Below are 12,942 nucleotides of genomic sequence, written 5' to 3'. Positions count from 1 at the left end.
TTTCGCCCGCCCGCGGTTGCCGGGCGTTCGCTTCCGGCCACGGTCCGTGCCGACGGGCATGCGCGGGGACGCGCGGTATGACACCATCGGTTTGCACACCCGACACCTCCCGCTCATCGGGTCGCCGCCTCCCCCGCCAGGCCGACTCCGACACCCCTCAAGACGATTCGCGCAACCCCTAACAGCGGATCAGATCCGCAGGTTTGTGCGCGAAACGATGGGGTCTCGTGCCCGTTGTCGCACCACCGTGCCGGTGCCAGACTCGCCTGAACACGCGGACCGTACGGCGAGAAGCCCGGTCCGGCGAAGAATTTCCAGGCTCCACCCGGCACGGCGGCCCGATGCGTTTCCACCCCTACCCGACAGACGCGGGTTCAGGGGCGGCCGTCCGGCAGGGGGGGGCGGTGTCGGCAACACCGGAGTACCCGGTTGCGCGCCGCGTACGAGAAGGGCACACGCTGGTGCTGGTGCTGGTGCAGCAAGAGGAACAGACAACCCGCCTCCGGCGCGCGTTTCGAGCGTGTGAGGAGCAGCAGCGCGGACACGTCGGGCTGGTCACCGGCGCCGTGGGGAGCGGCAAGACGAGCCTGCTGGAATCGTTCGGCGAGTGGGCGGCAGCCGCCGGCGGACAGGTGATGAGCGCCGCCGGTTCCAGGGCGGAACGCGGTCTCCACCTGGGAGTGGTCGGGCAACTGTTCCACAGTGCCCGACTCTCGCCGGAGGCGGCGGCGCGGGTCGAGACGCTGATGCGGGACGCCGCCTCCGCCGTACCCCTGCCCGAGCCCGGCGGTGAGGCGGCCGAGGGCGACCGGGCCTGGGCCCCCCTGCTCCACGGTCTCTTCGCCACCCTGCTCGACCTGACCGGCACCGGCCCCCTGGTCCTCGTCGTCGACGACGTGCACCACGCCGACCCGGCCTCGCTGCACTGCCTTCTCTACGTGGCCCGCAGGTTGCGTCACGCCCGGATCATGGTCGTGCTCGCCGAGGCGTCGACGCTGCGCCCGCCGCACCCGCTGTTCCGGGCCGAACTGCTCAGCCAGCCGCACTTCTCCCGGATCAGCCTGCCACCGCTGACCGTCGACGCCATCGCCCGGCTGGTCGGCGGCGAGGCCGACGCCGCCGACGCCCGGAGGACGGCGGAACGCTGCCTGCACATGACCGGGGGCAACCCGTTGCTCACCCGGGCACTGATCGAGGAGCAGGCCAGCGGCGAGCTGGGCGACGACTGCGGTACGGCCGTCGGTGACGGGTTCGACCAGGCCGTGCTCGGTTGTCTCTACCGGCACGAGCCGGGGGTACGCCGGGTGGCCCAGGCGCTGGCGGTGCTCAACCGGCCCGCGCCGACCGAACTGCTCGGCCACCTCCTCGACGTGGTGCCCGAGTCCACGGTCCCCGCGGTACGGGTGCTGCGCACCTCGGGTCTGATGGAGTCCGACCAGCTGCGTCACCCGCGCATCCTGCGCTCGATCCTCGGCGACATGTCGCCCGACGAACGGCGGAGCCTGCACCAGCGCGCCGCCGAGGTGCTGCACGACCACGGCGCCGAACCGAGCGTCGTGGCCGAGCATCTCGTGGCCGCCGGCTGGGCGGACGCGTCCTGGGTGGTACCGGTGCTCCAGGACGCCGCCGGGCACGCGTTGGCGTCGGGCCGGCCCGACGTGGCCGGTGCCTGCCTGCGCCTGGTCTCCCGCGCGCCGGCGGACGAGCGGCAGCGGGCCGCCACCACCGAGATGCTGGTGAGTGCCCGCTGGCAGGTCAACCCGCTGACCGTGAACGGGAAGCTGACCGAGCTGGTGGAGACGGCGCGGGCCGCCGGATGGTCCACCGACGCGGGCCTGTCCGCCGTGCCCTACCTGCTCTGGCAGGGACGGGTGGACGAGGCCACCGAGGCGGTCAGCGCCTCCCCCTGCGACGAGGAGCACGGCTCGGCCGGCCAGGCCGGTCGCCTGCGGATGATGCAGCTGCTGGTCTCCCTCTCCCACCCGGACCAACTGCCCGACGTGCGGGAGACCCCGAGCGCCTGGAGCCGGACGGCGAGCGCGCCGGCCACCATCAGCCCGTTGCTCCAGGCGGTGACCGTGCTCGGCACCGCGCTGACGCCGGCCGCGGACAACGACACCGTGGCGACCGCCGAGCAACTCCTCCAGCGCCACCACACGGACGACGGCACGCTGGGCCTGCTGACCGCTCCCCTGCTGGCGCTGCTCTGGGCGGGCCGGTCCGACCGGGTCGCGGTCTGGGGCGAGGTGCTGCTCGGCCGGCCGGCCGCCCAGCACGCCCCGGTGTGGCGGGCCGTCATCCGGGCGGTCCGGGCGGAGGCGGCGTTGCGCATCGGCGACCTGCCCGGCGCCGAGCACCACGCCCGGGCGGCCCTGGAAGACATGCCCGCCCCGGCCTGGGGGGTGGCGGTCGCGGGCCCGCTGGCCACGTTGATCGCCTGCGCGACCGAGGCGGGCCGGTTCGCCGAGGCCGACCGGTGGCTCGCCCACCCGGTCCCGCCCGGCATGTTCCGCACCCCGCTGGGCCTGCACTACCTGGCCGCCCGGGCCCGGCACCACCTGGCCGTGCGGCGGCCACACGCCGCCACCACCGACCTGCGGCGGTGCGGTGAGCTGATGCGCACCTGGGGCATCGACGCGGCCGGGCTGGTGCCGTGGCGGCTGGAGCTGGCCCGGGTGCAGCTCAGCGTCGGCAACAAGGCGCAGGCCACGCAGCTGCTCCAGGAACAGTTGCGGGTGCCGCACGGGGTCGACGACCGGACCCGGGGCCGGACGCTTCGGCTGCTCGCCACCACCGCCGCCCAGGACCACCGGCGCAAGCTGCTCTCCGAAGCGGTCAACCTGCTCCAGTCCAGCGGTGACCGGCTGGAACTCGTCCGGGCTCTCGGCGACACCGGTCAGACGCTGCAACGGGCCGGGGATTCCGCCCGGGCCCGGCTGCTCGTCCGCCGGGCCTACCAGCTCGCCCAGGACTGCGGGGCGTCGGTGCTGGCCCAGCGGCTGATCCGACGGGAGCCGGGCGGCGGGCTGCCCGCGTACCCGGCCACCGTCGAGATGCAGGAGCCGGACGACGGGCTGAGCGACGCCGAACGTCGGGTGGCCGCGTTGGCCGCCCAGGGACACACCAACCGGCAGATCTCCAGCAAGCTCTTCATCACCGTGAGCACCGTCGAGCAGCACCTGACCCGGGTGTACCGCAAGCTCGACGTGAAGCGGCGCACGGACCTGCCGTCCCGGCTCGTCGCGTACGCCGAGGCGCTGGCCGACGAGACCCAGGGCGCCACGACCTGAGGTGTGTCGCAGGGGCGCGGTGTTCACCCGCCGCGCCCCTGCGGCGCGTACGACAGCCGGATGCTCAACCGACGGCCAGCCCGACGCTCTGGCGGGCCGCCGTCCCGTCGCGGTGCCGCAGCACGAGATCGGCGGCGGCGGCGACCCCGCCGGCCTGCCGCATCCGCCGGCTCCACAGCTCCGCCCGCGACCGGAACGAGTCGTCGCCCAACAGCCGCCTGAGCTTGGCGAGGATGTCCGCGACGTTCAGCGAGTCGGCACGCTCGACGCTCAGCGCCACCCCGCTGTCGACCGCGCGTGCCGCGCCGTCGGGGCAGTCCAGCCAGAACGGCATCACCAGCTGCGGTACGGCGAAGTGGACGGCCTCGTGGATGGCGTTGGCGGCGCCGTGGTTGAAGACGGCCCGCACGTGCGGGTGGGCCAGCACCCGCAGTTGCGAGGGCACCCACGCCTCCACGCGCAGATTGCCCGGCAGCCGGTCCGCCGGTGGGAGAAGGTGCTGCTGGCGCGCGGGCAGTTTCCACAGCACGGCATGCTCGGGCCCGAGCCGTTCGGCGACCTCGACGATCGCCTCCACCTGCCTCCGCGACGGTCGCATGATGGTGCCGAACCCGACGTAGACCACCGAGGGGTGCTCGTCGAGCCACCGGGTCAGCGCGTCGTCGCCGTCGGCCGGCGGCAGTTCCCGGGGCACCACCGGCCCGAGCATCCGCAACTTCGCCGGGGCGGTCGCGAACGGATACTCGAAGCCGAAGACCGTGTACGCCATGAGCGCCGCGGCGGCCTCGACGTAGCCCGCCGGGCGCATCTCCGGGTTGCGGATGCCCGCGGCCTTGCGGGTGTCCACGGCGGCGAGGCTTCGCCGCAGCCGCTCCGGCTCCATCAACGCCCGCACCAGCCGGTTCCGGAAGGCGGCGTTGGCCGCCTGCTGTCGGGGGGTCATCCGCTCCGGCAGCCCGGAGAACGGGACGGGGTAGCGGGGCGGCAACTGCTCCTGGAGGAAGTTGGACGGCGGCAGCGAGATGCTGACCACGAAGGGCAGTTGCCGGGTCTGCGCCGCGTCCATCGCCCAGGTGGTGAGGCTGTCCACCACGGCCAGCGCCGGCCCGACCTCGTCGATGATCTCCAGACAGCGCCGGTAGAGCTGTTGCATGTGGTCGTAGTCGGTGCTGACGTCGAGGTACCGGGCGAAGGCGTTCGCCCGGTCGCCGGTGGTCAGCATCCGGTGCGTCGCATCGTCCCAGGCGTCCGGTGACGACTGCGGGCGGGCCGGGCCGAGCGAGACGAACGAGACCTCGCCCGGGCCGCGCAGGCCCTCGACGTCCCCCCGGCGATCCTCTGTCGACGCGAACCAGACGTTTCCGACGCCCCGAGCCTTCAACTCGCCCACGATGCTGAGCAGCGGGTTGAACATCCCCGCACTGTTGTACGCGACCACCAGCACCGCCCGGTCGCAGTCATCTCCGGTCATGACCACCGTCCCCGCCACTCCTTCCCGCCTGTTCGGCGACCCGCGCCGTCCCACCTGGAGTACGCCCCGCCGGCGGGCTGTTCGTGAAGCCGTTCAGTCGGGCGGTGGGGCCGGCCATCGAGATATGTCGGTGAAAAAGGGTCAGCGAGGCCATGATGAGCAGGCCGCCCCTCCGGGACGGCCTCAACCATCAGCCACCGCTGTCTATACACATTGCCACGGCCCGCACGAAGATGCTTGCTTTAGAGGCTGGTTTTTACCGATTTTCTTGGACGAAGCGACTCCGCAGTCCATATGCGCTGGTCAATGGCTTACGGGTGCGGCAAGGCGCGTGCATTCCTTTCCCCACTCGCGGTACATGGCCCGTCCGCCGGTGGCGCGCGGTTGCCCGCCGCCCACCGGCCGTGGGGCTGGCCCGCCTCCATCGGCATGTGGGGTGGCCTGCTCGACGCCGACGTCCCAGGCTGTGGCAGCCGCCGGTGCTGGTGGCGCCGACCCGTTCGACGCCGATGGCCCGAGCCGCGGAAGCGACTCGGGCCATCGGGCGTACCGGAACAGTGCGACGGACAGGTGACGACGACTGGTGAACGGCTGGGCCGGAATTACGCGGGGCCCCGCCGGGTCAACACCTATCTCGCCGGAAAGGAAGGCTCCTTCGTCAGGGGAAACAACGCCACAGCATCGACAGTTTTCGGCGCGTTTCGCCTAGTCCATGGAACGGCGCATGAAGCCACGCATGCCGATTGCCGAGAACACCACGAAGACCCCGGTGAGCACGACCATGCACAGCCAGAGCGGCAGCGACTCGACCCCCGGCGGGGCGACCAGCGACCGGGTCGCCTCGCTGACGTAGGTGAGCGGGTTGAGCGAGCAGACCACCTGGTACCAGCGCAGCGAGTCCAGGCCGAGCAGCGGGAACTGGGTCGCGCCGGTGAACATGAGCGGGGTCATCACCACGGTGAACATGATCTGGATGTGCTGCGTCGGCACCAGGGTGCCGAAGGCCAGGCCCACCGCGGCACCGACCAGCGCGCCGATCGCCAGCACCCCGATCACCTTGAGCACCACCGCCCAGGGCCAGGTGACACCGAGCATCAGCATGCCGACCGGGATCAGCACCATGCCGGCGATCCACCCACGGATGCCACCGAAGACGATCTTCTCCAACGCCACCAGCGGAATCGCCATGGGCGACAGCAGGCGGTCCTCGATCTCCCGGGTGAAGGAGAAGTCCATCATCATCGGCAGCGCGGTGTTCTCCAGCCCGATCAGGAAGGCGTTCAGCGCGATGACACCGGGCAGCAGCACGTTGGTGAAGCTCTCGCTGGCGTATCCCAGGTTGCCGAGCACCTTGCCGAAGATCAGCAGCATGAACAGCGGCTGGATGAAGACCTGGAGCAGGAAGCCGACCAACTCCCGGCCGGTGACGAACAGGTCCCGCGAGAGCACCGCGCGGAACGTGGCGAACTGGTCCAGCGCACGCACCGGCGGCGGCGCCGCGGCCGACGACGGCGCGGACGGGGTGGCGGGGGCGGCGACGCTCACCGTAGTTCCCTTCCGGTCAGGTGGATGAAGACATCTTCCAGGCTGGGCTGGCCGATGTTGAGGTCACGGACCTCGCAGCCCAGGTCAGCGAGGATCTTCATCGCCATCGGGATGGCGTTGGCCGGCTGGGTGCTGGTGTAGACCCGGAAGGAGAGCGGGGCGTCCGGGTCGACGGGTGCCTCGGGTGCCGGCGCGGGCATCGGCATCGGCGGCATGCCGGGGAACGTCGGCGCCGCGGCGGGTGCCGGGCCGCTCGCCCGGAAGTGCTCCACCCGCTCCACGTCCGGAATCCCGTCGAGCGCGGCACGCACCTCCTCGGCGGAGGCGCCGGGGGTCACCACGAGGGTCAGCGTGCTGCTGCCCGGCAGGGTACGCCTCAGCGCGGCGGGGGTGTCCAACGTGAGCAGCTTGCCGTGGTCGACGATGCCGACCCGGTCGCAGAGCTTCTCCGCCTCGTCCATGTCGTGTGTGGTGACCACCACGGTCACCCCGGCCCGCTTCAGCTCGGCGATCCGGTCGTGCACGAAGAGCCGGGACTGGGGGTCGAGGCCGCCGGACGGCTCGTCGAGGAAGAGCACCCGGGGCGAGTGCATCAGCGCCCGGGCGATCATCGTGCGCTGGGCGAGGCCGCCGGAAAGGAAGTCGGTACGGGAGTTGGCGTGCTCCTTGAGACCCATCTGCTCCAGCAACTCGTCCGCCCGGCGGATGCGCTGCGCCCGGGGCACCCGGTGGTACGCCGCGTGGAACAACAGGTTCTGCCGGACGGTCAGCGCCCGGTCCAGGTTCACCCGCTGCGGGACGACCGCCAGCAGCTGCCGGGCGACAGCCGGCGCGCCGATCACGTCCGCGCCGCACACCTGAGCACGGCCGGACGTGGCCCGCACCCGTGTGGTCAGCACTCCGATCGTCGTCGTCTTGCCCGCGCCGTTCGGCCCGAGCAGTCCGAAGACCTCACCGGCAGCGACGGAGAAACTCAGCCCGCCCACCGCCGGTGGCATGTTGGGCTGGTACTGCTTGACCAGCTCCGTGACCACCACTGCCTCGTCCACGTCGTCATGCTCCCGTCCTGGATCATCGGTCCGATAGATGTGCGTACGCCGATAGGGGGCAATAGGGGCACGCCAGGGGCGCGGGCGTCACAGGCCCTGTCCCGTCAGCCACCGCTGGAGCGTGCCGGCGAGTTCCGGCCCCCGGTCGGCGACCATGCTGAAGTGGTCGCCGGCCGCGTCCACCGCCTCGTGCGGGAACGGCCAGCGGGACCGCCAGCCGCCCTCCTCGCCGTCCCACTCCCCCAACGGCTCGCTGGCCCGGACCAGCAGCGTGGACGCCGCCATCGGGGTCGGCTCCCAGTCCAGGAACAGCGGCAGGTAGCCGGCCCAGGCGGTCGTCCGCCAGTCGTCCATCGGCGTGTACGCGGTTTCCCGGTCGATCATCCCGTCGAGCAGCTGCGGCACCCACCCGCCGAGCACCTCGCTGTTCGCCGGATAGGTGTCCATCAGCACGACCGCGGCCGGCGACCGGCCCTGCCGTTCCAGCTCACCGGCGAGCAGGTTGGCCACCATCGCGCCACCGGAGTGGCCGGCCAGCACGAACGGGCCGGCGCCGACGGCGCGCAGCACCGTGTCGGCGTGCACCCGCAGCAGGGCGTCGAGGTCGGCGGGAAGTTCCTCCCCCACGCCGAAGCCCGGGTTGGGCAGGGCCCAGACGTCCCGTACCCCCCGGAAGCCGGCGGCGAGCCGGGCGTACTCGTGGGCCCCGGAGAGCAGGGACATGGTGCAGCAGCACACCAGCTGCGCCCCGGCACCCCCCTGTGCCAGCCGGAGGATGCCGGCCGGGCGGGTGAGCTGCGCCGGTTCGCTGAAGCTGGGCCGGAACTGGGCGAGCTTGACCAGGAGTTCGGCGTACCCGGCGGGATCCTCGCGCGCCTTCGGCTGGTTGAACAGCCCGCCGAGCAGTCCGCCGCCGGCACTCTCCGGGGCGGGCGATCCGGCGGCGTCCGGGGTGGCCTCGGCCGCGTCCGCGCCGACGAGCTGGCCGAGCAGATGGCGGGCCAGCGCCGTAGGGGTGGGGTGGTCGAAGAGCAGCGTGGCGGACAGCTCCGCCCCGGTCTCCTGGCGTAACGCGTCCCGCAGCTCCAACGCGGTCAGCGAGTCGAAGCCGAGCTCCAGGAAGTCCCGGTCGGCCTCGACGGCCCCGGGCGAGGCGTGTCCGAGCACCGTGGCCACGCGCGCCCGGACCAGATCCAGCAGGATCCGGTGCCGATCGCCGGCCGAGGCCCCGGCCAGCCGGTCGCGCAGCACCCGGGCCGGATCGGTGGCTTCGTCACCGGTCCTGCCGTCGCGGTCCAGGGCAGCCGCCGCCTCGGGCACGCCACGCAGCAGCGCACTGGGCCGTACGGCGGTGAACGCCGGCACGAACGCCGGCCAGTCGAGGTCGGCGACCGCGAGCTGGTCCTCGCCGCGTCCCACGGCCTGTTGCAGCGCGGACAGGGCCAGTTCGACGGTGAGCGGGCGGACCCCGCGGCGGCGCAGCTGTTCCGGGTCGGCGACCTCGTCCGCCCACGGCACCCACGCGACGACGGTGGCCGGCCGGCCGGCGGCACGACGGCGGGCGGCCAGCGCCTCCAGCCCGGCGCCGGCGGCGGCGGCGACCGCCGCGCCACCGCTGCCCCAGACGGCGGCGGTGGAGGAGAAGACGACGAACTCGTCGATCGGCCGGTCGGCGCAGACCCGGTCGAGCAGTTCCACCGCGGTGGTGCGGGCGGCGACGGCGTCGGCCAGGTCGGCCGGGGCCAACGCCGCGACCGGGTCGCCGGCCCCGTCGGAGTCGGCGACGTGCAGGACGGTGCGGACTCCGGTGTCGGCGGCGGCCAGCCGGTCCAGCACCTCGGGCAGCCCGTCGAGGTCGTCGACGGCGGTCACGGCGACGCCCTCATCGGCCAGCCACGCGGGCACCTCGGGGCCGACGAGGACAAGGCGGGTCGCGCCGCGGTCGACGAGCCACCGCAGCAGGTGCGGGGCACGCACGGCGGCGGCCCCGTGCACCAGGACCGCGCCCCGGGGCCGCCAGTCCGCGTCCACGGCGGCGCCGGCAGGGGCGCGGGACAGCCGCCGCGCGTACACCCCGCCGGAGCGCACCGCCAGCTGGTCCTCGTCGCCGTCGCCCGCGACGAGCCGGGCGAGCGCCGCGAGGGAGGCCTCGTCCGGTTCCGCCGGCAGGTCGACCAGCCCACCCCAGAGGCGCGGCTGTTCCAACGCCAACACCCGACCGAGACCCCAGAGGTACGCCCCGGCGGGGGCGGGTACGGGATCGTCCGCGTCGACGGTCACCGCGCCCCGGGTCACGGTCCACACCGGCGCGCCGCTCCCGGCCTCGCCGAGGGCCCGGACGAGCGCGGCGGTGCCGGCGAGCGCGGCCGTCCCGGTGGCCCCGGCCGGCTCCCCCGCCGACAGCAGCGAGACCACGACCGCCGGGGTGGCCCCGGCGGGCAGCGCCCGGGCGACCTCACCCGGGTCGTCGCCCACGGTCACGAGCTCCGGGTCGAGGCCCTCGGCGCGCAGTGCCGTCAGCACGTCCGCGGCGTCGGTCCGTGCCCCGGCCACCACCAGGCAGGGGCCGGTCGGTGCGGAGCCGGCGGGCGGCGGGTCGACGCGGACCCAGTCGGTGCGGTACCGCAGGCCGTCCAGTTCGGAGCGGTGACGCCGACGATGCCGGTACGCCGCGAGGGCGGGCAACAGTTCGGTGAGCGCGTCCTGCCGGTCGGCGTCGAGGCCGAGCGCGGCGGCCAGCGACTCCGGCCGGTCCGCCTCCACGGCGGCCCAGAACTCCTCGTCCTCGCTGGGCACGGAGGGCTGACCGAGGTCGACGACGAGCGGATCCGGCCAGTACCGCTCATGGTGGAAGGCGTACGTGGGCAGCTCGATCCGTGCCGCGTCGGTACCGGCGAGGAGAGCCGGCCAGTCGACACCGGCCCCACGCAGGTCGACGGCGGCGAGCGCGGCGAGCAGGCTGGTCGGCTCCGGCTGGTCCCGGCGGCCGAGCGGCACGAAGGCCGCCGGCTCGGCGTCGGCCAGGCACTCCCGGGCCAACGCGGTCAGGGCCCCGTCGGGGCCGAGCTCCAGGAAGGTCGCCACGCCCGCGGCGGCCAGGGTGGCGACGCCGTCGTGGAAGCGGACGGTGTCCCGGACGTGGTCGACCCAGTAGCCGGGATCGGTGGCCTGGGCGGCGGTGAGCAGCTCACCGGTGCGGTCCGAGACGAGCGGCAGGGTCGGCGGGTGCCAGGTGACCTTCTCCGCGATCACCCGGAAGTCGGCCAGCATGCCGTCCATCCGGGCGGAGTGGAAGGCGTGGCTGACGCGCAGTCGGCGGGACCGTCGGCCCTGGGCGGCGAGCTGTCTGCCCGCCGCGAGCACGGCTTCCTCGTCGCCGGAGAGCACCACCGACCTGGGACCGTTCACGGCGGCCAACGCCACCCGGTCGTCGAGCAGCGCGGCCACCTCGGCCTCGGACGCCCGGACCGCCAGCATCGCCCCGCCGGCCGGCAGTTCCTGCATGAGCCGGCCCCGGGCGGCCACCAGGGTCGCCGCGTCGGCCAGCGACAGCACACCGGCGACGTGCGCCGCGGCCAGTTCGCCGACCGAGTGGCCGAGCAGGTGCTGCGGACGCAGCCCCCACGCCGTGACGAGCCGGAAGGCGGCCACCTCGTAGGCGAACAGCGCGGGCTGGGTGAACTCGGTGCGGTCCAGCAGCGCCGCCTCGGGCGAGTCGGGGTGGGCGAAGACCACCTCCCGCAGCGGGCGGCTCAGGTGCCGGTCCAGTTCCCCGGCCACCTCGTCGAAGGCGGCGGCGAACACCGGGAACCGGCGGTGCAGCTCGGCGCCCATGCCGGCACGCTGGGCGCCCTGGCCGGTGAAGAGGAAGGCGACCCGGCCGGCCGCGCGGGCCACGCCACGCACCACGCCGGGGGCGTTGCGCTCCTCCGCGACCGCGCGCAGGCCGGCCAGCAGCGCGTCCCGGTCGTCGCCGATCACGGCCGCCCGGTGCGGCAGCGCCGCCCGGGTGGTGACCAGCGAGTACGCCACGTCGGCCGGGGCCAGGTCCGGCTGGGCGGCGAGGTGGTCCAGCAGCCGCCGGGCCTGCCCGGCCAGGGCCGGCGCGGAGCGGGCGGAGACGATCCACGGGGTCGGCGGGGCGGGCGTACCCACCGGCCGTACGGAGTCGGTCTCCGCCGCGACGGCCTGCTCGATGATGACGTGCGCGTTGGTGCCGCTGATCCCGAACGCGGAGACCCCGGCCCGGCGCGGCTGCCCGGTCTCCGGCCAGGGCTCCGCCCCGGTCAGCAGGGACACCGCCCCGGCCGACCAGTCGACGTGCGGGGTGGGCTCGTCCACGTGCAGGGTCGGCGGCAGCACCCCGTGCCGCATCGCGAGAACCATCTTCATCACCCCGGCCACACCGGCGGCAGCCTGCGTGTGACCGATGTTCGACTTGATCGACCCCAGCCACAGCGGCCGATCCGCCGGACGGTCCTTCCCGTACGTCGCCAGCAGCGCCTGCGCCTCGATCGGATCACCCAGTGTGGTGCCCGTGCCGTGCGCCTCCACCACGTCCACCTGCTCGGCGGTCAACCCCGCGCTGGCCAGGGCCTGCCGGATCACCCGGCGCTGGGAGGGTCCGTTCGGGGCGGTCAGCCCGCTGCTGGCCCCGTCCTGGTTGACGGCGCTGCCGCGTACCACGGCGAGAACCGGGTGGCCGTTGCGGCGGGCGTCGGACAGCCGCTCGACCAGCAACATGCCGGCCCCCTCGGACCAGCCGGTGCCGTCGGCGGCGGCGGCGAACGACTTGCACCGGCCGTCGGTGGACAGGCCGCGCTGCCGGGAGAACTCGACGAAGACGGTAGGGGTGGCCATGACCGACACCCCGCCGACCAGCGCCATCGTGCACTCCCCCAGCCGCAGCGCCTGGCAGGCGAGGTGCAGCGCGACCAGTGACGAACTACAGGCGGTGTCCACGGTGACCGCCGGCCCCTCCAGCCCCAGGGCGTACGAGATCCGGCCGCTGGCCACGGCGGCGGCGCTGCCGGTGCCGAGGTAGCCCTCGACGCCGCCGGTGACGCCGGTGAGCAGCGCGGCGTAGTCGCCCTGGCTGCTGGTCGCCGCGTACACGCCGGTGGACGCGCCGCGCAGCGTGGTCGGGTCGATGCCGGCCCGCTCGAACGCCTCCCAGGCGGTCTCCAGCAGCAACCGCTGCTGCGGGTCCATGGCCAGGGCCTCGCGCGGGCTGATGCCGAAGAAGGCGGGATCGAAGTCGCCGGCGGAGTAGAGGAACCCGCCCTCCCGCACGTACGACGTGCCCCGGCTGTCGGGGTCCGGGTCCGGGTCGTAGAGCGCGCCCAGGTTCCAGCCCCGGTCGTCGGGGAACGCCGACATCGCGTCGGTGCCGCCGGCGACCAGGTCCCACAACTGCTCCGGCGACCCGACGCCGCCGGGGAACCGGCAGCTCATCCCGATGATCGCCACCGGTTCGCTGAGCGCGGCGGTGAGCTGCTGGTTCTGCTGCTTGAGCTTCTGGTTGTCGAGCAGGGACGCGCGCAGCGCGCCAACGACCTCGTCCAGTGAAACACTCATCGGGGGCTCC

Annotated in this window: 5 protein-coding genes; 1 reads left to right on the top strand and 4 read right to left on the bottom strand. The window is 73.8% G+C overall.

From position 1 onward, the window contains the following. Nucleotides 1-404 precede the first annotated feature (404 nt). Nucleotides 405-3,290, top strand: a complete 2,886-nt coding sequence (locus AB0D32_RS21960; protein WP_357093063.1) for an AAA family ATPase — start codon at nt 405-407, stop codon at nt 3,288-3,290. 64 nt (nt 3,291-3,354) lie between these two features. Here AB0D32_RS21960 and AB0D32_RS21955 read toward each other — a convergent pair whose 3' ends face one another. The 4 genes from AB0D32_RS21955 to AB0D32_RS21940 all read right to left on the bottom strand — a co-directional run bounded on the left by AB0D32_RS21955 (nt 3,355) and on the right by AB0D32_RS21940 (nt 12,932). Next, the gene (locus tag AB0D32_RS21955; protein ID WP_357093060.1) at nt 3,355-4,761 is read right to left on the bottom strand and encodes a glycosyltransferase; all 1,407 of its coding nucleotides are present in this window, start codon (nt 4,759-4,761) and stop codon (nt 3,355-3,357) included. A 705-nt stretch (nt 4,762-5,466) separates the two neighbouring features. After that, nucleotides 5,467-6,306: an ABC transporter permease gene (locus AB0D32_RS21950; RefSeq protein ID WP_357093057.1), complete on the bottom strand. Its 840-nt coding sequence runs from the start codon at nt 6,304-6,306 to the stop codon at nt 5,467-5,469. Further along, nucleotides 6,303-7,355, bottom strand: coding sequence for an ABC transporter ATP-binding protein (locus AB0D32_RS21945; RefSeq protein WP_357093054.1), 1,053 nt, complete (start codon nt 7,353-7,355; stop codon nt 6,303-6,305). Before AB0D32_RS21945 ends, AB0D32_RS21950 begins: the two co-directional genes overlap by 4 nt. Before the next feature lie 87 nt (nt 7,356-7,442). After that, entirely contained in the window at nt 7,443-12,932 is a 5,490-nt protein-coding gene (locus tag AB0D32_RS21940; protein ID WP_357093051.1) for a type I polyketide synthase, read from the bottom strand. Between the last annotated feature and the right edge of the window lie 10 nt (nt 12,933-12,942).

The sequence above is a fragment of the Micromonospora sp. NPDC048170 genome, assembly GCF_040652795.1.
Taxonomy (GTDB): Bacteria; Actinomycetota; Actinomycetes; order Mycobacteriales; family Micromonosporaceae; genus Micromonospora.
Note: the sequence above shows the minus strand (reverse complement) of the source record. Positions and strands in the feature narration are given on the sequence as shown.